Annotated in this window: 24 protein-coding genes; 8 read left to right on the forward strand and 16 right to left on the reverse strand. The window is 45.3% G+C overall.

Going from position 1 to position 23,950, the window contains the following annotated elements:
- Positions 1-96: 96 nt before the first annotated feature.
- The 5 genes from MH117_RS20750 to MH117_RS20770 all read left to right on the forward strand — a co-directional run bounded on the left by MH117_RS20750 (position 97) and on the right by MH117_RS20770 (position 6,369).
- Positions 97-717, forward strand: a complete 621-nt coding sequence (locus MH117_RS20750; RefSeq protein ID WP_239332035.1) for an MptD family putative ECF transporter S component — start codon at positions 97-99, stop codon at positions 715-717.
- Positions 714-1,397, forward strand: coding sequence for an energy-coupling factor transporter transmembrane component T family protein (locus tag MH117_RS20755; RefSeq protein WP_239332037.1), 684 nt, complete (start codon positions 714-716; stop codon positions 1,395-1,397). Before MH117_RS20750 ends, MH117_RS20755 begins: the two co-directional genes overlap by 4 nt.
- Entirely contained in the window at positions 1,394-2,821 is a 1,428-nt protein-coding gene (locus tag MH117_RS20760; RefSeq protein ID WP_239332039.1) for an ABC transporter ATP-binding protein, read from the forward strand. The genes MH117_RS20755 and MH117_RS20760 overlap by 4 nt, the downstream gene beginning before the upstream one ends.
- A gap of 105 nt (positions 2,822-2,926) precedes the next feature.
- Positions 2,927-4,630, forward strand: coding sequence for an ABC transporter ATP-binding protein (locus tag MH117_RS20765; protein WP_481857290.1), 1,704 nt, complete (start codon positions 2,927-2,929; stop codon positions 4,628-4,630).
- Positions 4,630-6,369: an ABC transporter ATP-binding protein gene (locus MH117_RS20770; RefSeq protein ID WP_239332043.1), complete on the forward strand. Its 1,740-nt coding sequence runs from the start codon at positions 4,630-4,632 to the stop codon at positions 6,367-6,369. The genes MH117_RS20765 and MH117_RS20770 overlap by 1 nt, the downstream gene beginning before the upstream one ends.
- Before the next feature lie 174 nt (positions 6,370-6,543).
- Here MH117_RS20770 and secA2 read toward each other — a convergent pair whose 3' ends face one another.
- From secA2 to MH117_RS20825, 11 genes are all read right to left on the reverse strand, one after another.
- Entirely contained in the window at positions 6,544-8,835 is a 2,292-nt protein-coding gene (gene secA2, locus MH117_RS20775; protein WP_239332045.1) for an accessory Sec system translocase SecA2, read from the reverse strand.
- Between the two features lie 807 nt (positions 8,836-9,642).
- Entirely contained in the window at positions 9,643-10,011 is a 369-nt protein-coding gene (locus tag MH117_RS20780) for an arsenate reductase family protein (RefSeq protein ID WP_239332047.1), read from the reverse strand.
- Positions 10,008-11,015: an RluA family pseudouridine synthase gene (locus MH117_RS20785; protein WP_239332049.1), complete on the reverse strand. Its 1,008-nt coding sequence runs from the start codon at positions 11,013-11,015 to the stop codon at positions 10,008-10,010. The genes MH117_RS20780 and MH117_RS20785 overlap by 4 nt, the downstream gene beginning before the upstream one ends.
- Positions 11,008-11,598 carry a cob(I)yrinic acid a,c-diamide adenosyltransferase gene (locus MH117_RS20790; protein WP_239332051.1) on the reverse strand — a complete coding sequence of 197 codons (591 nt, stop codon included), beginning with the start codon at positions 11,596-11,598 and terminating at the stop codon, positions 11,008-11,010. The genes MH117_RS20785 and MH117_RS20790 overlap by 8 nt, the downstream gene beginning before the upstream one ends.
- A 28-nt stretch (positions 11,599-11,626) precedes the next feature.
- The gene (locus tag MH117_RS20795) at positions 11,627-12,199 is read right to left on the reverse strand and encodes an adenosylcobinamide-phosphate guanylyltransferase (RefSeq protein ID WP_239332053.1); all 573 of its coding nucleotides are present in this window, start codon (positions 12,197-12,199) and stop codon (positions 11,627-11,629) included.
- 38 nt (positions 12,200-12,237) lie between these two features.
- Positions 12,238-12,801, reverse strand: a complete 564-nt coding sequence (locus tag MH117_RS20800) for a hypothetical protein (RefSeq protein ID WP_239332062.1) — start codon at positions 12,799-12,801, stop codon at positions 12,238-12,240.
- 110 nt (positions 12,802-12,911) lie between these two features.
- The gene (locus MH117_RS20805) at positions 12,912-13,172 is read right to left on the reverse strand and encodes an aspartyl-phosphate phosphatase Spo0E family protein (RefSeq protein WP_239332064.1); all 261 of its coding nucleotides are present in this window, start codon (positions 13,170-13,172) and stop codon (positions 12,912-12,914) included.
- Between the two features lie 148 nt (positions 13,173-13,320).
- Positions 13,321-14,529, reverse strand: coding sequence for an aminotransferase class I/II-fold pyridoxal phosphate-dependent enzyme (locus MH117_RS20810; RefSeq protein WP_275444759.1), 1,209 nt, complete (start codon positions 14,527-14,529; stop codon positions 13,321-13,323).
- A gap of 11 nt (positions 14,530-14,540) precedes the next feature.
- Positions 14,541-15,041: an Lrp/AsnC family transcriptional regulator gene (locus MH117_RS20815; RefSeq protein ID WP_239332066.1), complete on the reverse strand. Its 501-nt coding sequence runs from the start codon at positions 15,039-15,041 to the stop codon at positions 14,541-14,543.
- 176 nt (positions 15,042-15,217) lie between these two features.
- Positions 15,218-15,613: a spore coat protein gene (locus MH117_RS20820; RefSeq protein ID WP_239332068.1), complete on the reverse strand. Its 396-nt coding sequence runs from the start codon at positions 15,611-15,613 to the stop codon at positions 15,218-15,220.
- Positions 15,614-15,641: 28 nt separating this feature from the next.
- The gene (locus MH117_RS20825; RefSeq protein ID WP_239332070.1) at positions 15,642-15,893 is read right to left on the reverse strand and encodes a hypothetical protein; all 252 of its coding nucleotides are present in this window, start codon (positions 15,891-15,893) and stop codon (positions 15,642-15,644) included.
- A 127-nt stretch (positions 15,894-16,020) separates the two neighbouring features.
- Here MH117_RS20825 and MH117_RS20830 point away from each other — a divergent pair, with 127 nt between their 5' ends.
- Positions 16,021-17,259, forward strand: a complete 1,239-nt coding sequence (locus MH117_RS20830; RefSeq protein ID WP_239332072.1) for an NAD(P)/FAD-dependent oxidoreductase — start codon at positions 16,021-16,023, stop codon at positions 17,257-17,259.
- 47 nt (positions 17,260-17,306) lie between these two features.
- Here the strand turns inward: MH117_RS20830 and MH117_RS20835 are convergent, their stop codons facing one another.
- From MH117_RS20835 to MH117_RS20850, 4 genes are all read right to left on the reverse strand, one after another.
- The gene (locus tag MH117_RS20835) at positions 17,307-18,500 is read right to left on the reverse strand and encodes an MFS transporter (protein WP_239332074.1); all 1,194 of its coding nucleotides are present in this window, start codon (positions 18,498-18,500) and stop codon (positions 17,307-17,309) included.
- A 105-nt stretch (positions 18,501-18,605) separates the two neighbouring features.
- Positions 18,606-19,178 (reverse strand): hypothetical protein, encoded by a 573-nt coding sequence (locus MH117_RS20840; protein ID WP_239332076.1) that lies wholly within the window; start codon positions 19,176-19,178, stop codon positions 18,606-18,608.
- A 154-nt stretch (positions 19,179-19,332) separates the two neighbouring features.
- Positions 19,333-19,752 carry a DUF350 domain-containing protein gene (locus MH117_RS20845; RefSeq protein ID WP_239332078.1) on the reverse strand — a complete coding sequence of 140 codons (420 nt, stop codon included), beginning with the start codon at positions 19,750-19,752 and terminating at the stop codon, positions 19,333-19,335.
- Positions 19,753-19,780: 28 nt separating this feature from the next.
- A complete protein-coding gene (locus tag MH117_RS20850) occupies positions 19,781-22,138 on the reverse strand; it encodes an endonuclease MutS2 (protein WP_239332080.1) in 2,358 nt (785 codons plus the stop codon).
- A 156-nt stretch (positions 22,139-22,294) separates the two neighbouring features.
- On the opposite strand from MH117_RS20850, the gene MH117_RS20855 reads away from it, so the two are divergent.
- Both MH117_RS20855 and MH117_RS20860 read left to right on the forward strand, forming a co-directional pair.
- Positions 22,295-22,657 (forward strand): phage holin family protein, encoded by a 363-nt coding sequence (locus MH117_RS20855; RefSeq protein ID WP_239332082.1) that lies wholly within the window; start codon positions 22,295-22,297, stop codon positions 22,655-22,657.
- A gap of 238 nt (positions 22,658-22,895) precedes the next feature.
- Positions 22,896-23,273 (forward strand): cupredoxin domain-containing protein, encoded by a 378-nt coding sequence (locus MH117_RS20860; RefSeq protein WP_239332084.1) that lies wholly within the window; start codon positions 22,896-22,898, stop codon positions 23,271-23,273.
- A gap of 47 nt (positions 23,274-23,320) precedes the next feature.
- Here the strand turns inward: MH117_RS20860 and MH117_RS20865 are convergent, their stop codons facing one another.
- Positions 23,321-23,938 carry a CvpA family protein gene (locus tag MH117_RS20865; RefSeq protein WP_239332086.1) on the reverse strand — a complete coding sequence of 206 codons (618 nt, stop codon included), beginning with the start codon at positions 23,936-23,938 and terminating at the stop codon, positions 23,321-23,323.
- Between the last annotated feature and the right edge of the window lie 12 nt (positions 23,939-23,950).

The raw sequence follows: 23,950 nt of genomic DNA on the forward strand, positions 1-23,950 counted from the left end.
GTTGACCTTAAGAGCCAGCGGACTATATGATGCTGACTAACTATATAATATATTAGCTTGATGCAGATTCCGCAAGCTAATCAGGAGGCATTGTCCATGCAAACCGAGACCGTTGTCCTGAGAAACAGCTGGAAAATGAGAGATTTTATTACTCTTGCTATATTTAATGTTGTCATGATTCTTATTTTTACGATTGGTTTTATGTTTACTTCCATACTTCTGACTCCAGCGGGATCGTACATTGCAGGTACAGGGTTAATTGCTCTGGTGAATGGCCCCATTTACATGGTTATGTCTAATAAAATTGACAGGCGAGGCATATTGTTCTTTACGTCATTAATAACAGGCGTATACTTCATCGCATTCGGTTATGCCTATTTCTTACTTACCCTTGCCATCGTAGGCGTGCTAGGCGAGCTTGCCATGTGGGGCACTCATACCTATCGTAATCCTGTTCGCAATGCGATAGGCTACAGTATTTATAATGTTGGCTTTTCCTTCTGCGGTGTAATGCCGATCCTGTTTTTTAAAGAGCAATATGAAGCTACACTCAGCCAAAGCATGTCTCCAGAACAGGTTGCGCAAAACTTGTATTATTACGGGACACCTTCTATGGTCATCCTCATGTCTGCATTTTCGCTTGTGGGCGCTGTTGTCGGCTGTGCGCTCGGAAATCGACTGCTGCATAAGCACGTTAAAAAGGCCAAACTGGTATGAAATCTCTAGATGCCAGAACTCATCTCCTCGTACTCTTATGTGCGAGCCTTCTGTCCGTCCTAGTTAGCCAGCCTGTTCAAACTGATCTCTTAGCTTCACTTTGTCTTGTATATATGCTCTTTAATCACCTGCCTCGTAAAGCCCTTCAGTATGGCTTGATCTATATCACATTGAAGGTAGTATATTACGTGCTTATAACCTATAATTTGGGAACTTTTGTTATTATTGTGTATACCTTTGTAAAATTGATGCCGATGGCGATGATTGGGGTCACCCTGATCTCGATGTCTCCAAGCGCACTTATGTGTGCTTACGCCAAAATGCGGGTGCCAAACGCTGTACTCGTTATGCTGTGCATATTACTTCGTTTCTTCCCTGTCCTGCAAATTGAAATTCGCGCTATACGAGACGGTATTCGGGCAAGAGGCATCTTTCCTCGCTGGTACAGTGCTGCAGCACAGCCAGCTATAGCCTATGAATGCTTTTTTATGCCACTTATCGTCCGTTGTCTGAAGCTGTCAGCGGAACTGGCTTCTTCTGCGGAGCTTCGGGGCATCGAGAGTGGCTGCATGAGGACTTCTATTCATCCTGTAGGGATAAAAGTGGCTGACGGACTGACAGTCGGCATATATGTCTTGCTCGGAGCCAGCATTTATTGGGTGGGAGGCTTCGGTACATGATTCAATTCGATAATGTCTCCTTTCGGTATGGCCATGAAGATCAAATGTCCAAAGGCGAGCGCGGCGTAGAGCATATTAGCTTCTCCGTAAAACCAGGCCAGTGCCTAGTATTATGCGGGCGTTCAGGCTGCGGCAAAAGTACGATACTCCGACTAGTGAACGGTCTTGCGCCAAGCTTTTTTAGCGGAAGTCTCAGCGGCACTATTAGAGTCAGCGGCCAAAGCCCCTCCGACCTGCTGCCCGAAGCGCGTACAAGGCTGATGGGTGTTGTATTTCAGGACCCACGCAGCCAATTTTTTATGGATAATGTGCGTGATGAGCTGGCCTTTTCTGCTGAGAATCTTGGCATTGCGCCACATGAGATTATGATACGAATAAACAAGCAGGCTGCAGAGCTTGGTATTTCTCATTTACTTGACCGTTCTTTAAATCAGCTGTCCAGTGGACAGAAACAGCTTGTCGCCATAACTGCTGCTTCTGTGCTGTCCCCACCCCTGCTTATCCTGGATGAACCGACAGCAAATCTTGATCATAACGCCACGCAGGCACTGCTCGACGCCCTGATTAAGCTCAAGCAGGCCGGCACTACTCTTGTCATCAGTGAGCATCGGCTCCATGCGCTAATCCCTGTTGCTGATACATTTGTCTATATGGAAGAGGGCAGGATCTCGGATTCATGGACCAAAGATGTATTTTTACAACTTACTTATTCAGACATAAGATCATATGGTTTGCGACACCCGGATATGAGCACAGCAATAACTTCTGCGCACGCCGAAACAGCTGCTGCTGTAGAGCCTGCATTAGAGGCACGCAAACTTGCTTTTCATTACAGACGGAATGGCGACGGCATATATAACTTGAACATAACGCTGCCTAAAGGTAGCGTTACCGCACTCACGGGTGAAAATGGAGCGGGCAAAACGACGCTCTGCAAAATACTGTGTGGCCTGCTCCGCCAACGTGGTGGAACTGTACTGAGCAGAGGAATTCCGTTATCCACAAACCAACGCCGCGCTTCTAGCTATTTGGTCATGCAGGATGCGGATTATCAACTCTACGCCGACAGTGTAGGCAATGAAATCATGCTCGGCAGACAGATGAACGAACAACTGAGAGAGAGAGCCTACGCCGCGCTGGACGCCTTTGGCCTGCGTCAGCTGCAGGAAAGACACCCGGCCTCACTATCTGGCGGTGAAAAGCAGCGTGTCACAATGGCAGCTGCTTATTGCTCAGATGCGGAGCTGATCGTGTTAGACGAGCCGACGAGCGGACTGGATGGCGACGGTGTCCTCAAAGTAGCCCTATGGGCGAGGCAGCTTGCGGAGGCTGGGAAAACCGTCATTATGATTACGCATGACCTTATTCTAGCAGAGCTGGCATGCGACCAAGTCATTGAGTTGAGCAAACAAAAAAAGGAGTGAGAAACTTTGAAAAAAAAGGGCATCTCACGGCTATTGGAGCTTGCCGGTGAGAAAAAAGCGCTCCTTATATGGTCGGGAATACTGTCTACAGTCAGTGTATTTTTAATGCTGTTACCCTATTTATCGGTATATTACGTGATGGCTGAGCTGTTAGCGCACGCCTCATCCATCTTGTCTGTGGATGGTTCATATGTGATTACATGGGCCATATGGGGAGGTGTTGGCGTGGCAGCGGGATACTTCTTTATGTATGTAGGAGGAATGTGCTCGCACATTGCGGCGTTTCGTATCCTATATGGCATCCGGATAAAGCTCGCAGAGCACATTGGCAGACTGCCTTTAGGCTACCTGAATAAAAATGCCACTGGCAAAATCAAAAAAATAGTTGAGCTGGACGTTGAAAGAATAGAACTATTTATTGCTCACCAACTGCCTGATCTCATCAATACGGCTGTTATGATCATCGTCATGATTGTGACGATGTTTTACTTGGATACTTGGTTTGCACTCGCCTGCGTCATTCCAATGATCATTGGATTTATATCACAATTCTCTATGATGGCTGGCAGCAAAGCAAAGGAGGGTTTGAAGGAATATTTCGACGCGCTTGAAAATATTAACACCTCTTCTATACAATATGTACGTGGTATGCCCTCTATCAAAATTTTCGGGCAAACCGTCCATTCGTTCCGCAGGTTTTATGAGGATATGATCCAGTATCGGGATTTCAGCTTGAAATTTGTCGACAATTTCCAGACGGGCTACGTTACGTTTAAGACAATTATCCTTTCATTATCCACTTTTATTTTACCTATCGGTTTATTTTTCTTGAGCGGCGAGCCAAACAACATGGCCTTTGCAGTCACTTTGTTATTTTTCCTTGTGCTGACACCTGGTATTACTGCACCCATTTTTAAGCTGAACAGCTTTGCGTCTGCCCTCAACATGATTTCAGAGGGAGTAAAGCGCATCGATGAGATGCTGGATGAAAGAACATTGGATGAACCCGCTTCTAGTCAGAAACCTTCCTCCTACGAGGTCCAGTTTCATAATGTCTCCTTTTCCTATGGCGGTAAACAGGGCGCCGAAGTGTTAAAGAGTATTTCCTTTACAGCGTCCCAAGGGGAAATTACCGCTTTGGTTGGCCCTTCCGGCTCTGGCAAATCTACGATTGCCCAGCTTATCCCTAGATTCTGGGATGTGCAGAAAGGCAGTATCAAAATTGGTGGTATTGATATCCGCGACATGGGTATGAGCGATCTGATGGACACGATGTCTTTCGTATTTCAAGACACGTTCCTCTTTTCAGATACGTTATATAACAACATTCTGGCTGGTAGACCAACTGCAACTGATGAAGAGGTGTTTGCTGCGGCAAGAGCAGCACAGTGCCATGAATTTATTAACCATCTGCCTCATGGCTACGATACTCCTATTGGAGAAGGCGGAGTCTATTTATCGGGCGGCGAGGAGCAGCGTGTATCTGTTGCCAGAGCCATTCTAAAAAATTCACCCATCCTGGTACTGGACGAGGCTACTGCTTATGCCGATCCGGAAAATGAGTATCACATGCAGCTCGCGCTGCGAGAACTGATTAAAGGCAAAACCGTGCTAATTATTGCCCATCGTCTCACGACGATCTGTGAAGCGAATCAGATTCTCGTGCTCAAGGAAGGTACCCTTAACGATGCAGGCACTCATTCAGAGCTGTTGTCCCACGGGGGGTTATACAAGAAAATGTGGGATGCTTATACGTCTTCCGTAGACTGGCAGATCAATCTCGTACAGGAAAAGGAGGCGCTTGTGTAATGCTGAGCAAATTGCGTAATATTACGGCCGGACATCCAGAGAAGATGATCAAACCAATCTTGTGGTCCATATTGTCCAGTCTGATCCATATGCTTCCGTTTGGCTGCATGGCATTCGTTGTCGGAACGATCTATGTCTATTACGCCGAGAAGCAGACAACGCTTAATATGCAGCATTTGTGGCTTGCATGGGGTGGAATGGCTGTTTGCTTTATCCTATTGTTTGTATGTGAACGGATCTCCTATCGTTCCATTTATCGCGGTGCCTACGAAGCCTCTGCAGAGGGGCGCACGAATTTGGCCGAGCACATACGCAAGCTGCCGATTGGTTTCTTGATGCGCAAAGACCCTGGCGAGCTTGGGCATACCATGATGAATGACTTCACCCAGATCGAGAATGCAGCAACGAATACGTTACCCCAGCTTGTAAGTGGCATTATTATTCCGATACTTGGATTTGTCGGACTGTTATTTATTGATTGGCGCATGTCTGTGGCCATGATAGCAGGCTTCCCGATTTCGCTGCTCATTCTCTCTGCTGTATCCCGTCTAGAGCGCAAACTTGGCAACAGCCATTCAAAAGCTAAAATTGTGCAAGCAAACTGTCTGCAGGAATATTTATTTGGCATGAAAATAATTAAAGCATACAATCTACGCGGCGAGAACTTTAAAAGATTAGAGCAATCTTTTTATCATTACATGAAAGAAAGCATCAAGCTGGAGGGTGCGCTTGGACCTTTCTTTTTAGTAGCCATGGCATTTATCCAAACTGGAATGGCTTTAATTACAATTGTAGGTGCCTACCTCATACTAGGTGGGGAGCTGAATGTTCCCTTATTTGGTGTGTTTCTGTTAGTGGGCACCCATGTGTTTGACCCGCTCACCGTCGCGATCATGCGCTTGCCGGCGTTTAAATATGACGCTATGGCAGGTGAACGCATCGTGAACCTGCTTCAACAGCAAGTGATGACAGGAGACAACCCAGCACCAAGCCATCATGACATCCGCTTTGAAAATGTAACGTTCGGTTATGACAAGAGCATCGTGTTGGATCAAGTGTCCGCTGAGATGAAAGAAGGTACGCTGACCGCAATCGTCGGTCCTTCGGGTAGTGGAAAAAGCACGATGCTGCGCTTGATCGCAAGGTTCTATGACCCGCTGCAAGGCAAGGTGCTGATAGGCGGCAGTGATGAACGTGAAATAGATCCAGAAAAGCTGATCAAAAAGATCTCTATGGTATTTCAGGATGTATACCTGTTCCAAGATACGATCCGCAGCAATATCCGTTACGGCAAGGAAGATGCAACACAAGCCGAGATCGAAGCGGCAGCAAAGGAAGCATGCTGCCATGATTTTATTATGAAGCTGCCGCAGGGGTATGACACGATGGTGGGCGAAGGCGGTTCTACCCTTTCGGGAGGGGAAAAGCAGCGTATTTCTATCGCGCGTGCGATTCTGAAAGACGCACCTGTTATTTTGCTGGATGAAGCCACTTCTTCGCTTGATCCAGAAAATGAGGTGGAGATGCAAAAAGCAATTGCCCGCCTAGTTAAAGGACGTACTGTCATCATGATCGCTCATCGACTGAAAACGGTGGTACGTGCTGATTCCATCATTGTCCTTGATCGAGGTAAGGTGGTAGAACAAGGACGTCATGATGAACTTCTACAGCAAGATGGACTTTACGCTAAGTTGTGGACACTACAGAACAAAATGAGCGGTTGGAAGATTACCGCCTAACTGTACTGCTCTTCGGGTATACATCCGAGTTTTTGACGGTCACTTGCCCTGGATACGGCCTTCGTTATTTGACCAGATACTTCCATTTATAGTTGATGTGGTTGTGATTCACACTAAACTATCTTACAAAAAAATCCGGTGAAGGCTGTTCCTCTAGCCCTCACCGGATTTAAGTTAGATAAGACTTACTCTATTTTGAAAAAAATTATCATTGATGATATACGTCCAAGTAGCAGAAGGTATTCTCATCTCTTCCATATCCAGATCAATCGCTCCTTCAGAAAGATCCATGTTTAAAAAGACGTTTACGACATCCGATTGGATTTTCTCGTCAATCCGTTCAAATGCTTGGATTATTTGACGATTGTAAACGTCCAATGGATTTTCATTACCGATACTTTCCAGATGAATACTTTCTTTAATATAGGAAACATAATCAAGGTAATCTGCCCAATTATGATCGAGTTGAACCAGAAATACGTATTTCTCTGTTTCTTGGATTTTATCTTGTCCAAATTCATTACACAGGTTCTGATAAAATTCAAATTCTCTTTCAACTAGAATATTAGGCTGAATTTGGTTCAATAGGACCTCATTTCTTGTGTTAAAGAGAATTTTTCGTTGTTGTTCAATTATATCAGAATATTTATTGAGCATTTTCTTTATTTCATAGTTTTGTCCTTCAATGACATATTGGATATGTTGTATAATTTTTTGTATTTTGGTTCCCTCTAACGGAATATCCTTCTGCCAATTCCGATACTCTTCAGGCAGTACTGCCTGTAACCCAAACTTGACAAGTAGGTCATCCTCTAAACTTATAATAAATTTTGAACAACCTGGATCCCCTTGTCTACCTGCTCTTCCCCTTAATTGTTTATCTATGCGCACACTTTCATGCAAATTTGTACCTATGACATACAATCCGCCAAGTGCTGCAACCTTTTGGTACGCTTCTGGTTCTCCTCCTCCAAGTATAATATCCACACCGCGTCCCGCCATGTTTGTTGAAACTGTTACTGCACTTAATTCTCCTGCTTTTGCAATGATCTCCGCTTCTTGTTGGTCATGCTGGGCATTCAAAACATGACAAGTGACACCTTTACCGTTCAGTTCCTCTGCTAGCTGATTAGATTCATCTACGCTTGCTGTACCTACAAGAATAGGACGACCTGTATGATGGATGGACATAATTTCATTTACAATAGCTTTCCATTTTGATTGCTGATTTGTGTAAATGAGAGGAGAATAATCAATTCGTTGACGTGCTTTGTTAGGCGGGATAACTACAACATCCAAATTATAAGTATCTTTAAACTCCTCAGTCGATGACTGAGCTGTTGCTGTCATACCGCATATATTATTGTATAAACTCATAAAATGCTGGAGGGTCATTGACCCCAATATTTTTCCCGCAGATTGGACCAATAAGCCTTCCTTTACTTCTACAGCAGCTTGCAAACCGTCGGGCCAATGTCTTTTATCCGCAATCCGACCTGTAAATTCATCGATAAGCTGCACTTTCCCATCACGAACAATATAATGAATGTCTTTATTCAATAATGTTTCTGCATGTAGCATACAATTTAATTCAGTTAAAATATCACTGTTTTCTATTTCATATAAATTTCCGCACCCCAGTAACCCTTCTACTTTCTCTGCACCCTCTTCTGACAAATATACATTACGTTTGTTATCGTCCGTGTCATAGTCTCGGCCAAGCATGAGTTGCTTGACAATGTCCAGCATGTGGCTGAAATCTCGATTGGAATCTCCCAAATCCCCAGCTACAACAAGTGGTATTCTCGCTTCGTCAATTAATATTGAATCCGCTTCGTCCACTAATACGAACTGCAGGGGGCGTTGCACTCGATTATTGCTATCATATACCAATGAATCTTTTAAGTAATCGAAGCATGCTTGTTTCGCTGTCACGTACGTGACATCAGCAGCATAGGCTTCTTTACGTTCAAGCACCGTTTGTCTTTCCTGAATACAGCTGACTGTAAGTCCCAAATAACGATAGATGAGTCCCATCCATTCCATATCTCGACGTGCCAGATAATCATTGAAGGTAAAGACATGAGCACCTTTACCGGCTAGAGCATTTAAGTATACAGGTAATACAGCTGATAGTGTTTTTCCCTCGCCGGTTTGCATTTCTACCATGTTACCTTCATAAAGAGACATTCCGGCCACTAGCTGTTTATCGTATAGTCTATAACCAATTGTTCTAAAAGCCGCCTCATTAACGAGAGCGGCTGCTTCTACAAGTAAGTTCTCAAGAAATATTCCGTTTTGGACGTTCTTCTTAAGTTCCTGAGAAACTCTGAGTATTTGAGCATCCGTTTGATCGCTTAACGAGATTGATTTTACTTGTAACAATTTTTCTTCATACGATTTTAGTTTTATCTTATTGAATGTCACATTAAGCCTGTTGTAAAGACTATTATTAACTTTATCCATATTGACCCTCCTTATTTTAAAACACTACATTTACACGTTGTGATAAGGAGAAGAGTATGGATCCGGTTCTTTAAAGACTTGATATTCGTACAATATTCGCTTACTCTCGCAGCATACTAGTGAGTAGCATTGTACAAAATGATTTGAAACTAAACCATGAATTAACTTACTTAATGGTTTCTCTCTTTTAATATAAAATCGAGACTTATCTTCAAAAGTGAATATGCAGATTGGTATCCGATTGTAGATTGACGTTGCTTCTAGTATCTTCTTGAAATAGAAATAAAGATGAAAATTCAATAAGTCATATTTCAGCTTTAGCATGATACCTCCTAGCAAGGTCACTAGATCTTCTTCCTCCGTCCGGTAATCCCACAGGTAAGATAGCTCTCACAGGGGACTGTCAAGAATTCGATATGGTCAGAGAAGGATTCAGAACTCTGCAATATCATCAACCCCTAGTACTGAACCCGGCCGATTTATTTGCTCTTCCTTTTTTTATAAGATTTTACATGTCCATTATAGCGTAATTTAAGGTCAGTAGCCCATTATTGTAATCTCATTACACAAATAAAGACCCGAGTATGATGGAGACTGACACCCTAATATAAGCAAATCAAAACACCTTTTAAAAAAACAAGCATGATGTAAGATGAAGTGCCCCTTAATTATCGAGGATCTTAAATCTGTTCCATTTAATTCGTACAACCACACTGGGCTGTAAAACACAAAAAACATCCTTTTTTCTGATCTCTGGCACCTAACCTGCCTGTTCAGATAAAAAGGATGTTTTTGCATGGGCTTAAATTACAAGACAGGAGCTCCCCAAACCTGCTCATACATGTCTTCACGGAATCCTACCGTCACACGTTCACCATCGGTAACAACAGGGCGCTTGATCAAGCGTCCATTAGACGCTAGCAGTTCGATCTGCTCCTGTTCCGACATAGAAGGCAGCTTGTCCTTGAGTGACAACGCTTTGTACACCTCGCCGGAAGTATTAAACCACTTCTTCAGCTCCAATCCACTGTCCGCAATTAGCTTACGGAGCTGCTCTGCCGTTGGCGGCTCCTCAAAGACCGGGATCAGCTCTACTTCAATATTTTTTGCTTGCAGCCATTTCACAGCGTTGCGACATGTACCGCATTTAGCATATTGATACACCGTTACTTTCATTCTGTATAGGCCTCCTTTCGTTTGTTCAAAGTAACCTCCAACTGCGCGAGTTCAGCAGGCAGCGGTGCAGTAAAGACAACACGCTCTCCTGACATCGGATGATCAAAGGACAAATAAGTCGCGTGCAGCGCATGTCTTGTCATAGGGATCGACAAAATTGAGTCCGGATTATAAAATTTATCACCGATAAGCGGGCAGCCCAGATGCTGCATATGTACCCTTATCTGATGCGTTCGACCTGTCTCTAGCTCGCATTCGACCTTGGCGGCTATTCCACCATAGGCATTAACTACAGCATAATGGGTAATGGAATCATACCCTGTTGGCGTAACTATTCTCATATGCGGTTCATCAGCGTCTCGATCGATAGGTGCATTCACCGTGCCCCGTGCTGGTTGAGGAACACCTTCAGTAAAAGCGATGTATCGCTTAACCATTTGATTTCTTTTCATTTGTTCGGACAGCTGTTGATGGGCAAATGCATGCTTGGCAACGACAAGCACACCTGAAGTTTCCTGGTCCAGGCGATGGACAGGACGAAAACGGGTATGCTCTCCTCGACTCCTCCAATAATGGACGACCCCATTCGCCAGCGTACCTGATGAATATCCCTTCGTCGGGTGTACGACGATGCCTGCTGGCTTATGCACAACTAAAATATCATCGTCTTCGAATATAACCTCAATCGGAATCGGCTCCGGTTCAATCGTGTCCAGCTGTGGTTCTGCAATACGAATACGTACGATGTCGCCTGGCTCTAGCGGCTTGTGACTGTATGTCCGCGCGTCATTAACCGTAATGGCATGCTCCAGCTTCTTTAAGCGGGTAATAAGCCGCCTCGACATATGCAGCCGTGACAACAGTACCGTACGAAGCAAGATGCCTGCTTCATCTTCTTTAACCGTATAAATAAGCTCTGCCGCTTCCCATATCGGCTGCTCGCCGCTTATATTGCTGCTGATCGAAGGCTCCATTTGGATCGAAGATGCTATGTTATCAGTCATGCTGTTCCTTCACTTTACGACCAAATACGTTAGCACTGCGTGTGTATTCAACATCGTTAACTAAAGCAATTACATTTGCTCTTCTTGCCACTGCAAAGAAATAATCTGATAGTCGATTCACATAATGCTGAGCTTGATCATGGATGGACTCCTCATGTGCCAGCTTCACGATATGCCGCTCTGCACGTCGGCACACCGTACGGCATACATGCAATGCTGCTGCAGCCGGGCTACCACCAGGCAGTATAAAACGCTGCAAGGGCGGATTCACCTGCTCATGCTCATCGATCCATTGTTCCAAGCGCGCAACCATGTCCGCAGTTACTTTATATACAGCCTTGCCCTGTTTGTCCTCCGCAAAAGCCAGATCCGAACCGCAATCAAACAACTCGTGCTGAATTTCCAAAAGCTGCTCACGCAGCAAGTCATAACTACCCTCTGAACAGCATGCGATTGCAGAACCGACAAACGCATTCAACTCGTCCAACTGTCCATAGGCCTCTACGCGCAAGTGATCTTTAGGCACACGTCCACCTTTTAACGATGTCATGCCTTCATCGCCTGTTCTCGTATATAGGTTCATCTGCAAAAACGCCTCCTGTTAGCCGTGTTCATAGTCCACGAAATTGTATTGCCTTTACATCAACTGCCATACCTGCTGTCATCACAAACCACTGATGACACTTTAACCCAACTGACCTATTAAATGCCCCCAACTGTTCGTGATATACACGCTCGTTAGTACTCATAAATGGTGTCAGTTCAGCAGGCTCTGCACTAATAATAAATATGTTGCCTTGATATGAAAAGAGCGCTCGCTCCAACTGCTTACGATACTCTTCAAGCCCATGTCTGTACATTTCAACTGTGATCAGGCTATCTGCGAGCAATTCATGATGGCACGCTGCAAAATATCCTGCGATGCTGTCCACGACTAGTACACGCCGATCTGCCCTAAATATGTTGGCCTCACAGTTAATACGATCCAGTACAGCAGGTAAAAGTTTGCCTTTTGCTCCTAGTACATCAATTACTTTCCACCTGAATGAATCTGTCCCCTCCATTGCAGGAATATCATTCAGGCCAGCCACAACAAAGAGGCCTTCACGGCCAAATGACGACGCGTAACGGAGCATAAAGGACGTCTTGCCGCTGCCGACATGGCCTGTTACGCCGATAATCACCGTTCATTCCTCCTGTCCAGCCTCTATATAAGATATGATTACTTTTCTCCGAGAAGCATCTTCATCACTTGTACCGACTGTTCTACGTTCGGGGTGTTGACAGGGATTGCTGCGTACAAGTACGGTTCGATAACACCATATTTCTTCATTAACGGCATCTTTGTAATTGGAATGGCAAACAGATGCTGCTCCGTAACATATTCGCTTTTACCTTTCTCTTTGCCAGGGACTTCTATTTGACCGTCCATCACGCCTTCAGGGAACTTAACCGGATCAAAATAGGTATCCAACGGAATATGACCGCCATTCTTCGTCACATTTTTTAAATCTTTTATAGGAATAATCGCGATAGAATTCGTCTCCGCCGCATATTGAAGCAGCAGCATCTGTAAATTATACATGGCTGGCGTTGTTACTGTTAATGTGAACTTCCCTGCTAATTGCTTATTCAAATCATCTTCAATGGCCTGGGTAATCGCAGAAGGAACTGTCGATTCGTTCATCATAAAGATTCGAAACCCATCACTTTTCCCACCGCATCCGCTTACAAGCAGCAGTAAAACAAGCCCGATTGACATCCATCCCCATTTTCTTTTATACATGGTGCTACTCCCTTCACTCGTATCCATAATCATGCTCTGTTGTCTCTCTCATGATACCATAAAGCGACACAGCAAAAAAAGAAGACCCTTAGGGCCTCCTCTGTGAGTCGTCACTTCTTGACGTGTGACTTCATATATTCGTTAATCTTCACATCCAGCATACTGCTGATTTCAATGACATTGTCTGCGGTAAAGGACTGCTCCTCTTGAAACATTTGTTCCATTTGCTTGCGGAGCATACGGATTTCTAGCTCTAGAGCAAGCAGCTTGGACGAAACGTCTCTTGTTTTGCCCGACCATTTTGGATGATTAAGGTCTTCCCTGAACAAATGACGCTTATAAGTTGTCAATGTAAAGTCCGAACAAAACAAGCCACTTCCCCCTTCCGCTGCTGGATAATGAACCCCCTACTGCCGCCCAAACATTCCATTTCATGGGACAAGCACGACGAGACATGTTATATTATACCAGAACATTTTGAGGAAAACTAGCGCTTTTTATTGCTAAATTTGAATGATTTCACATTTCCTGTTTGATTTTTGTCACAAGTTTTCCCATTCGCTCGATTGCTTCTGTCAACTGCGCGACAGATGTCGCATAAGAGCAGCGGATAAAACCTTCCCCGCCTCGACCGAATACATCTCCAGGCACAGCCGCAACTTTTGCCTCATAAAGGAGACGTTCAGCAAACTGTTCAGAGGTTAAGCCTGTCGATTGAATGGATGGAAACGCATAAAATGCACCTTGAGGTTCATGGCATTCTAGTCCAATCTCCCTGAATCCTTTGACAACTAGTCTACGACGCATATTATAGGATTCTACCATATGATCTTTCTCGTCCTTGCCATTCTTTAACGCTTCGAGTGCAGCCACCTGCCCCATAATCGGCGCGCACATCACCGTATATTGATGGATCTTTAGCATGGCCGAGATCAGGTCAGGATGAGCACAAGCGTATCCCATCCGCCAGCCTGTCATCGCAAATGCTTTGGAAAATCCACTAACAAGCACAGTCCGGTCCTTCATCCCTGGCAACGAAGCAAAGCTGACATGCTTCTGATCATACGTTAACTCTGCGTAGATCTCATCCGAGATGACGATAAGATCGTTCTCTTCCACGATCTTGGCAATTGGCAGCCAATCTTCGTACGTCATTATGCCGCCCGTTGGATTGCTCGGATAACACAGGACAAGAAGCTTGGACTTTGGTGTTATAGCCGCCTGCAGCGCCTCAGGTGTCAGCTTGAATTCGTCCTTCGCAAAAGTCTCGATGCCTACCGGTATACCGCCGCCGATCGAAATGATAGGCGAATAGGAGATATAACAAGGCTCCGGAACCAGAATCTCGTCACCTTGACATACAAGTGCACGCAGCGCAAGGTCGATAGCCTCGGAACCACCGACGGTTACAAGAATCTCCTTATCTGGGTCATATGTTACCTGGAAAGAATCATCTAAGTATTGTCCGATTGCTTCCCGGAGCTCAGGCATGCCTGCATTAGAAGTATACTTTGTCTTGCCCCGCTCCAATGAATATACGCAGGCTTCACGCACGTGCCATGGCGTGCAAAAGTCAGGTTCGCCAACCCCAAGCGTAATAATATCTTTACTGCCGTTCACCAGATCAAAAAACTTGCGGATACCCGAAGGTTTAATTGAACGAACCAACGGGTTCAAATAATCACCCATATTACGTGATGACTTGGAAGTTATCGTATCATTTATCATGTCACATCACCTCATGGGGATATTACAAGCCGTTGATCGTCCTCACGTTCCTCGAAGATGATACCGTCTTGCTTGTATTTCTTTAAAATAAAATGGGTTTTCGTAGATAAAACGGACTTAATCGGCGAGAGCTTATCTGATACAAAGTTAGCTACCTCGCGTAAGTTCTTTCCTTCAACTTCAACCAACAGGTCGTAAGCGCCTGACATTAAATATACAGACTTTACTTGCGGGAACAAATAAATACGCTCGGCAATACCTTCAAACCCGCGCTCACGCTCAGGCGTAATCTGAACCTCAATCAATGCTGTTACTTTGTCTTCGTCTACTTTGCTCCAATTTACAACAGTCGCATACTTCACGATTACATGATCTGCTTCCATTTCGTTAATGGCTGTCTGTACTGCGCTTTCTTCTACTCCAAGCATAGTAGCGAGAAGATCAGGCGTACGACGTGCGTCTTCTTTAAGAAGCTTCAAAATATTTAAGCTCAGTTCACTTAGTTCCTTCATACCCAATATCCTCCCGCGATCGCGCTTCTTACGAACCGATCGATTGTCATGATATTCAAATATGATACACCCAATGCAACTATATGCCAAGAAGCAACCAGGCAATAAATAAAAAAGAACCCGCCAAAAGGCGAGTTCTTCCTATATTGCTTATGCTACCAGCTCATTGGGGTACCTTACATATAAACAGATGGTGGCTGCTGATGCTGCCCCGCTTGCCCTTGGACAAGATGCTGCGGCACGGTATGATGCGCCGATTGACCAAGCTTCTGCTGTATAAATTGCTGCAGCTTCTGTTGGGACTGTTGACTCTGCTGCAGTTGTTTCTGTACTTCCTGACGCAGTGCAGGGGATGAAGTGCTGTACATGTTCAACTGACTCATCAAGTTATACAGTTCACCTTGCAGCTTTAACGTACTGTTTGTCAGATCCGTAAACATCTGACGAACTGCCGGGCAATTTGATTCTGTCGTTGCGGTAGTATATTCCCCTACCGTACGCTTTAAATCAGCAAGAATCGTATACAATAGATCTTCTTCAGCCATAAACGATGAAGATGGATTCGAGTACATTCGGTAAATCTCCTTTCTGCGATTAAAACTAGGATTGAGACGATGTGGGTTGTGTCGGTGCAAGCTGCACGTGCTGCTGAATCGTGTTTAACAATATACCCATGTGCTGCTCGTGAACGTGAATCATGTGTGTCAGTGCTTGGGCAACCGCAGGATTGGACGTACTCGCTGCTGTTGCTGCGCTCTGTTTCATAAGCAGATCTTCATTGGATATGCAGTCGACAATATATTCTAACTCTTTGCCCGTTAAGGGTTTCATCTGTGAACCGTAATGCTGCATCTTGGCATCTCCTTCTGTAAAAAGGTCATAGAACCATATTTGCGCTATCCTGTGCCTACTACAAGCTTACCTGTATGTATTATGGACAGTTCAGCAGGGAAATATGTATTCGAAAGGAGAGATCTGGATGGATTTAAAGTCTGGACATATAGCCTGGACACATTCATTGGAGCAAGTCAGCACCTACCCGACGCTTACTGAAAATGCTGCCTGTGATGTGGTCATTATCGGGGCTGGCATTAGCGGTGCCTTGACAGCTTACGAACTAAGTAAAGCGGGACTGCAGGTTATCGTAGTCGATAAAAGACGCGCCGGGCATGGAAGCACTTGCGCCAGCACTGGCTTATTGCAGTTTTCTAATGATAAGACACTGACTTCCTGCATCCATACCTTCGGTCGTGAAAGTGGCACACGTTTCTACACCTTATGTAAAGAAGCGGTAGAGAAGCTGCTTCGGATAAAGGACGAGTTAATTATGGACCCCGAGCTTATTCCTCGCCAAAGTTTGTATTATGCCAGTGAAGAAGCGGATGTCCCCTCATTGAAAGAAGAATACGAGCAGTTGTCTTTATGCGGATTTGATGTGTTGTGGCTGGAAGCCCCTCAGATTAAAGCCAGATACGGTTTTAGCAAACCCGCTGCCATCTTATCTAGTGGTGATGCAGAAGTAAATCCGTTTCGCTTCGTACATGCTCTGCTTGATACAGCTGTCTCTCGCTATCAAGTACAGATCTATGAAGAGACAAGGATTGTGCACCATGACTGGCACGTGAATGGCGTTAGGCTAATATCTGACAAAAGCGCAGCTATAGAGGCGAGTTACGCAGTATTTGCAACCGGCTATGAGACACAGGAAATGAAAGCTGACCGAAATACGGTCACTGAGAGTACATACGCTCTTGTAACAGAACCTATTCCCAACATCGATAAGATATGGCCAGACCGATGCTTAATATGGGAAACGGCACGGCCTTATTTGTACATGCGTACAACAGTGGATAATCGAATCGTGGCGGGTGGGCTTGATGTTGCAACTTCCATCCCAGAGGAAAGGGATCGACTGCTTAAGCATAAGACATATCTACTCGAGCAAGAGATCGAAAAGCTTTTTCCTACTCTAGCACCGATTCGTACCCAGTATGCTTGGGCAGCGGCTTTCTGCTCTACCCATGACGGCTATCCTATGATTGGACCGCATCCCCAATACCCACGCTGTTTTTTTATTGAAGGATATGGGGGAAATGGCATTGCCTATTCAACGATTGCCGCTAATATTATTCATCTGCTAATTGAACAAGGAGATCATCCAGACGCCCATCTATTCAGCTTGACTCGTTCTCCCCATCCGGCTCCACCTGTCAGTTAACACCACAAAAGCCGTTATCCGGCTTGCTTGGCGGATAACGGCTTTTGTTATTTTTGCTGCCGCACTAATTTACGCATCATCAACGCACTTATTACTGGCATACAGCCAATAACCGCCAGAAATACAACTATGGTCTGGATACTTGTAGACCAGGACATAATTATAATAAAGGCAACAATGGATACCATCCGACCTGCAAGTAATCCAAATTCGCGTAAAACGGTTAATTCCACCCGGTTATTAACGGCTTGTTCCGACTGCCCCATCAAGTCAAAAGTAACGGATGTCATTGGAATAATGAACAACGGTGATGTCAGCGCCATGCCAATCCCAAATGCTAGCAAAGAATGATAATCAACCCTTACAAACAAAGGTATAATCGCAAGCGCCATCGCAACTGCACCCACTATCATTCCATTGGCTCGATAATTCCATTTTAACCACCGACCTACCGCATAATAAGACAGCAGGGCAGCAATTGAGGAAATTAAGGTGTAGGTTCCTAGCTTCAATTCATTGGTTGTCGCTACAAAAACAAGCAAGCTAATCAGAAAGCTATAGGCACCGTCTCGCAGCCCTTGAGCCGCCAAAGCCCTACATGTAGTATGCCAAGGACTTGAACGGTTTTGCCACAGCTTTAACGGGATACTCCAAACATAGGCTTGACCCGGCGGTCTCTTTTTCAGCCAAAAGCTAAGGACAACACCACAGGTGAAGATGACCAATGAAGCCGTGAACATAAACGTGTAGCCCGTTTCCCCAAAGCTTGCAATTAGCAAGCCGGCTAGCCATGGTGCAACCATTGTCGATGCCGAGCCGATGAGCCCGACCCAGCCATTGAATCTGTCACGATTATCCGCGTCTGTCACTTCAAAGTACACCACATTAAAGGCAAGCCAGAAGGCTCCCATGGCAGCTCCTAGCAGCAATCCAAGCAGCCAGATCCAATGAACGGCCTGTTTGCCAAGAAGTAATACAACAGCATAAAACACCCCAGCAAGAATGATACCTAACCGCAAACAATTCATTTTATTATACTCTTTGACCCATTTGCCACCGAACATAAAAATAGCGCCCAAGGACAGCTGCTGTACAAGAGCAAACCATCCAATGAGCGCATAATCGGGCTTCAATTTCCATAGAAACACGTTTACAAACGTTCCTGAACAGGCATTGGCACAAGCAAACAAACCATATACGATTAGCAGCAACCTAGACTGCGTATCCCATTTCGCTTGCACGAGATGACCCCCTCGCTCTTCAGCTCGTTAAGCATTTCCTGCTTAATCTTCCCCGAAGCGCACTTCGTCATCAGCCTGTCTAAAATTTACTAACAGCGATCCTGCTTAGTTGTCGTTTTCGCTTAACCGATTGACTTGCGTGATAAGCGATTCCCGCTCACCCATGCTAAGTGATTTGGATACGTGGAAGCAAGATGCACATACATACACGTCCAGCGTAAAAGGCGCTTGCAGCAGCGGCTTGTCCAATGCGGCTGGGCGGTTCGGCTGGAATGCGGAAGCCGCAACAGTTTCTTGACCTGCAAGCAGCATATACTCGCGGCAGTGCGGACACTCAGGAACTTCCAGTTGATCGTGCAAGACTCGACCAACACCTTCTTCGAATTGTAATTGATTGGGTGAGCTTAACAGCATGCTGTCATCTCCCCAGCCGATTGTATCGTCAGATCCCTGCGCCGATTGAGCAGCGTTGGCGTGACCTTTTCCACCTTTTTTAGTCCCTTTAACCTGCATCGATTCGATGCCTTCTTCCTCATCCTCTTCTGCCTCAAGCGGTACACTAAGCGTGCGGTACTCTTGTAATTCATTGTGGCAATAAGGACATTCTTCCTCTGGTCCAAGCACTTCATCCCATACGATTTCGGTATCACACCAAGGGCAAATTACATCTGCAGACATTTTGTTTACCAGCCTTCCCTATCCTACATATTCATCCAATAATACACTCCAACAATTAAAAACAAAGCGGCCAATGCAAATAAAGTTCCCCATAAGTACTTCATTTGAGCTGTCCTCCGACCCCGTTAATATACAGCTTAACAGCTGTCATTCCTTATTTCAGGCTTGCGCCGATAATATACGACAGCGAGATCGATAAGATCATTGCCAACAAGCCTACAGCACGGTTATCGCGCTGAATCTCCTGATCCAGCTTAAAGTTCGGCATTAGAAAACCTACCAAAAAGTAAGCTGCCAGCAGCAGTATAAAACCCAGAACAGCCCACTGAAGCGAAGCGTACAAAGAATCATGGGCTTCTACGCCAAATCGGAATATGTTGCATATACCGAATATTTTACCGCCAGTTGCCATCGCAACACTGACGTTGCCTTTCTTGATTTCCTCCCAGCACTTATAAGGGGTAACCAATTCAAATATCGACAACAGGACCACAAGCGCTACACTTGCAACCGAAAAATAAGCGAGCATCTCAAAATACGGATTGCTCAACCATCGTTCAATCCACTGTTCCACTTTGTTCCTCCCATGACGGCTTTGCCTGTTACTTCATCTCCGCAACGGTAATGCCAGCTCCGCCCTCGCCATAATTGCCAAGCCGGAAGCTCTTGACGTGTTTATGCTTGCGTAAAAACTCCTGAATACCAGAACGTAATACACCCGTTCCTTTACCATGAATAATATAAACTTGTCCTAAATTGCTGAGCAGCGCTTCATCCAAAAAACGGTCAACTTCCATAATCGCTTCTTCAAGATTAGCACCACGCAAATCCAACTCAGAGCGAACATTGTCATCACGTGTACGTGTCACGCTTGGGCCCGCCTTTTGCTTCTTCGTTGCTTCCTGCTTCGCAGCAGAGACAAGCTCCAAGTCGTCTTTGCTGACTTTCATTTTCATTATACCAAGTTGTACGACCGCATCGCTGCCAGTCATCTCAACGACGTGACCCTTCTGATTCAGGCTGTATACCATCACTTCATCACCGGGTTCAATCTGGCGTATTGTCTTAGACTTCGTTCCTTGAGCATTCAGTTTCTTAGCAGGAGCAGCCTCATCTAATCGCTTGCGCGCCTCAGTAAGCTGATGATCCTTGACTTTAACACCATCCAGCGCCAGTATCCTTAGCTCAGTAATAATATCGTCTGCTTCTCTGCGAGCCTTGTCCACGATAGATCTTGCATCCTCTTCCGCACGATTGATACGCTTCTGCTTGTCAGCTTGCAGCTTGGCATGCTCCTCTTCCAGCGTTTGACGCAGCGCTTCATAATCTTGCCGAAGTTTCTCTGCTGATTCACGCTCCGCTTCCGCAGTCACACGATTCTGCTCTAAAGAAGCAATCATATTTTCTACGCGCATATCCTCTTCCGTCACTTCACCACGCGCATGCTCAATAATAGAACCCGGCAGCCCAAGACGCTCGGCGATGGCAAAAGCGTTGCTTCGTCCTGGTACACCTATCAGCAAGCGATACGTAGGTCGCAATGTCTGTACATCGAATTCCATACTTGCATTGATAACACCAGCACGATCATAGGCATAAGCCTTAAGCTCGGAGTAGTGCGTTGTAGCAACCATTCGGCAACCGGTCCGATGGATATGCTCCAAAATTGCAATCGCAAGCGCTGACCCCTCAGCTGGATCGGTCCCCGCACCCACCTCATCAAGCAGTACAAGGCTTTTAGGCGTCATTTCATGTAGAATCCGAATAATATTGGTCAGGTGGCTGGAAAATGTACTTAAGCTTTGTTCTATGCTCTGCTCATCACCTATATCCGCATAAATAGCGTCAAATACGCAAAGCTCGCTGCCCTCATTGGCAGGCACAAACAAGCCGGACATCGCCATCAAGCTTAACAGTCCGATCGTCTTAAGAGATACGGTCTTACCGCCCGTATTTGGACCCGTTACAATAATCGTTGAATAATCGCTGCCTATCTCAACATCCGTAGGGACCACAATATCTCTTGAAATAAGCGGATGACGACCTTTCTTCAGCTTCAAATACCCTTGATCATTCATCATTGGAAGGGTGGCTTTCATCTCATGTGCATATCTTGCCTTGGCAAACATAAAATCCAGATCCCCGACCAAATCGGTATCATATAAAAGCATGTCTGTCTGTTCGCCGACCAAATCGGTTAATCGGGACAAAATACGTTCAACTTCCCGCTCCTCACGAAGCTTAGTCTCACGAAGCTTGTTATTCATTGCTACAATGGACTCTGGCTCGATAAACAACGTTGCACCCGAGCTGGACTGGTCATGAACAATACCGCCAAAATGCGCACGATACTCTTGCTTAACGGGAATGACATACCGATCATTTCGAATCGTAACAAGCTGCTCCTGCAGCATCTTAGCTGTGCTTTGCGAACGGACAAGCGACTCCAGCTTCTCACGAATTCGTGTTTCCCCAATACGGAGTTCACGACGAATTGTAGCCAGTTCAAAGCTAGCCTGATCCATCACTTCTCCCTGATCATCAATGCATTGGCGAATCTCATCCTCAAGTGATTTCTGATCGCTGAATTGCTCTACCAAGGTGCTTAGCAAAGGCACAGGATTATCCTCATTAACGGAGCTGATGTAACGACTTAATCGTCTGCCAGCATGGATAAGCGATGAGATGTCCCACAACTCCATTGGATTAAGCATTGCACTAATACGCGCACGTTTTAAGGCTGGACGTATATCCGTAACTCCGGCAAATGGTGCTGCACCCTTTAACCGATCAACCGTGTAGGCCTCGTCAGTGGCCTGCAATCGGTTCTTTACCTCATCCAGCTTAGAGCTTGGCAGGAGGGCTAATGACGCCTGTTCCCCAAGTTCAGTAGCCGCATGACGTACCAGGCCGCTTAATATTTTGTTATATTCTAAAGTCTGAAATATTTTAACGTTCAAACGAAGTCACGACTCCTCTCGTTGAAATCATTATAGCCTAAGCTCTGAAGAGTGGCTATTATTGTCGAAACATGGAATTAATGAACTTCCCGCATCAGGATACAATAATTGTTGCACAAACTGCACCCTTTATAAACGAACAAGGAGGTAAAAATGATGAGTTTTCTCGGTCATGTTGTCCGTTTTATCGTAGCAGCCATCGTATTAATGGTTACGGCTTGGCTTGTCCCCGCCTTTACAGTAGGCGGTTTCTGGAGCGCATTAATCCTGGCTTTAGTCATCGCGTTGTTCGGATGGATTGTAGAGGGCATCTTCGGCAAACGCGTAACACCATTTGGCCGCGGTATCGTTGGCTTTATAGCTAGCGCCGTTGTCATCTATGTCGCCCAGTTCTTTGTCAGCGGCGTGTCCGTATCCATCATCGGTGCTTTGCTGGCAGCGTTGGTCGTCGGATTAATCGACTTGTTTATTCCGGTTGCCACTCCGTTTGAAGCCGGCCGCAGTTCAGATCGAGCATAAAGATTCGGTTTGTTGCTCACACGATTTATCGTAAATGGAATTGATAAAGGGTCAGCTATCTATTCATAACGCAAAACATAGCTGCAGCGTCCCAAAAGTCACATAACCGTCACATCTTACTTCGGTAAAACGACAGGAATTGCATATTGCGTTGCGTATAGTTATCTTCATGACACTTACCAGTGTTCAAAATACACACGTAATAACGCGTCGTGAACTACGAGGAGGATTTACAGTTATGAAACGACCTATTGCACTCGCTGCGGCTATGCTTGCGCTTGCATACGTTATGGTTGCATGCGGCAGCAATCAACAAGGGAGCGCAGGACAAGGATCTGGCGAACCTGCATCTGCGGCTAAAGAGATCATCATTAAAGCTACTAATTATAAATTCGACCAACCCGAGTATCGTGTGAAGGCGGGTGAGACCGTTAAATTCGTACTTGAATCTTCCGGCAATCACGGTATCCGAATTCAAGATATTGGTCTTGAATTAACTCCGAATCAGACCAGCCAAGTGGTTACTCCTGCGGAAACAGGCACCTACGAGTTCAAATGTACGATTATGTGCGGACCAGGCCACAAAGAAATGACAGCCAAACTCATTGTCGAATAACCAACTCATGTTCCAGTTACCCAGATGCAAGGGCCACAACATATGAACTACATCCACTGGGCCCATCGAATAGCTTGTGCAATAAATGAAGGGACCCATTCTCCTGTCTTATCCATCCATACCGAATGCCGTACCCAATCCTGCAGTGCGCCTGACGGCCAAGCTCTTAATAACACGTAAGCAATACACCAAAAACAAACAAATTGAACAATGCCAAGCAATGCCCCCATCACCCGATCGAATGTACGGATCGGCTTTACTGAAGACATCTTTTTTAGTGCGTATTTGAGCAGCCATAACCCAGCTAGTACAAACAAAAACAACATGCAAAATGAAATCACTGCATGAATGAGCTGATCCCAAGGCTGATTCAGCTCTGGTGGAGTCAGCGTAGTCGTATCTGCCTGACTTATGCTGCGTTCAGACTTAAATAGCCGTTTGCGAACCCACGGCACAAAGTATGTATAACTTCTAGCTGCGATGACAAACGCAACAACATAACCAAAGAGCGAAAGAGCTTGCGCACGCAAGCCTCTTATCGCTCCGATTATGATGCTCACTATACATGCTGAAACAATTATCCAATCCAATGTGTTCCATGTGTGCAGCAACGCTGTGAACCATGTCCACGTTTCCATCCATTTGTCCTGTATCGTAGCTATCATCAATGAAGCCTT

This window comes from Paenibacillus sp. ACRRX, from assembly GCF_022346885.1.
Taxonomy (GTDB): Bacteria; Bacillota; Bacilli; order Paenibacillales; family Paenibacillaceae; genus Paenibacillus_B.

Coding starts and splice junctions, on each gene's coding strand:
- MH117_RS20820 (WP_239332068.1), bottom strand. CDS start 15,613: ATGTACTCGAATCCATCTTCATCGTTTATGGCTGAAGAAGATCTATTG.
- MH117_RS20790 (WP_239332051.1), bottom strand. CDS start 11,598: ATGAACCTATATACGAGAACAGGCGATGAAGGCATGACATCGTTAAAA.
- MH117_RS20840 (WP_239332076.1), bottom strand. CDS start 19,178: ATGTCTGCAGATGTAATTTGCCCTTGGTGTGATACCGAAATCGTATGG.
- MH117_RS20760 (WP_239332039.1), top strand. CDS start 1,394: ATGATTCAATTCGATAATGTCTCCTTTCGGTATGGCCATGAAGATCAA.
- MH117_RS20755 (WP_239332037.1), top strand. CDS start 714: ATGAAATCTCTAGATGCCAGAACTCATCTCCTCGTACTCTTATGTGCG.
- MH117_RS20855 (WP_239332082.1), top strand. CDS start 22,295: ATGAGTTTTCTCGGTCATGTTGTCCGTTTTATCGTAGCAGCCATCGTA.
- MH117_RS20815 (WP_239332066.1), bottom strand. CDS start 15,041: ATGAAGGAACTAAGTGAACTGAGCTTAAATATTTTGAAGCTTCTTAAA.
- MH117_RS20765 (WP_481857290.1), top strand. CDS start 2,927: ATGCTGTTACCCTATTTATCGGTATATTACGTGATGGCTGAGCTGTTA.
- MH117_RS20780 (WP_239332047.1), bottom strand. CDS start 10,011: ATGAAAGTAACGGTGTATCAATATGCTAAATGCGGTACATGTCGCAAC.
- MH117_RS20770 (WP_239332043.1), top strand. CDS start 4,630: ATGCTGAGCAAATTGCGTAATATTACGGCCGGACATCCAGAGAAGATG.
- MH117_RS20860 (WP_239332084.1), top strand. CDS start 22,896: ATGAAACGACCTATTGCACTCGCTGCGGCTATGCTTGCGCTTGCATAC.
- MH117_RS20750 (WP_239332035.1), top strand. CDS start 97: ATGCAAACCGAGACCGTTGTCCTGAGAAACAGCTGGAAAATGAGAGAT.
- secA2 (WP_239332045.1), bottom strand. CDS start 8,835: ATGGATAAAGTTAATAATAGTCTTTACAACAGGCTTAATGTGACATTC.
- MH117_RS20825 (WP_239332070.1), bottom strand. CDS start 15,893: ATGCAGCATTACGGTTCACAGATGAAACCCTTAACGGGCAAAGAGTTA.
- MH117_RS20865 (WP_239332086.1), bottom strand. CDS start 23,938: ATGATAGCTACGATACAGGACAAATGGATGGAAACGTGGACATGGTTC.
- MH117_RS20800 (WP_239332062.1), bottom strand. CDS start 12,801: ATGTATAAAAGAAAATGGGGATGGATGTCAATCGGGCTTGTTTTACTG.
- MH117_RS20830 (WP_239332072.1), top strand. CDS start 16,021: ATGGATTTAAAGTCTGGACATATAGCCTGGACACATTCATTGGAGCAA.
- MH117_RS20785 (WP_239332049.1), bottom strand. CDS start 11,015: ATGACTGATAACATAGCATCTTCGATCCAAATGGAGCCTTCGATCAGC.
- MH117_RS20810 (WP_275444759.1), bottom strand. CDS start 14,529: ATGATAAATGATACGATAACTTCCAAGTCATCACGTAATATGGGTGAT.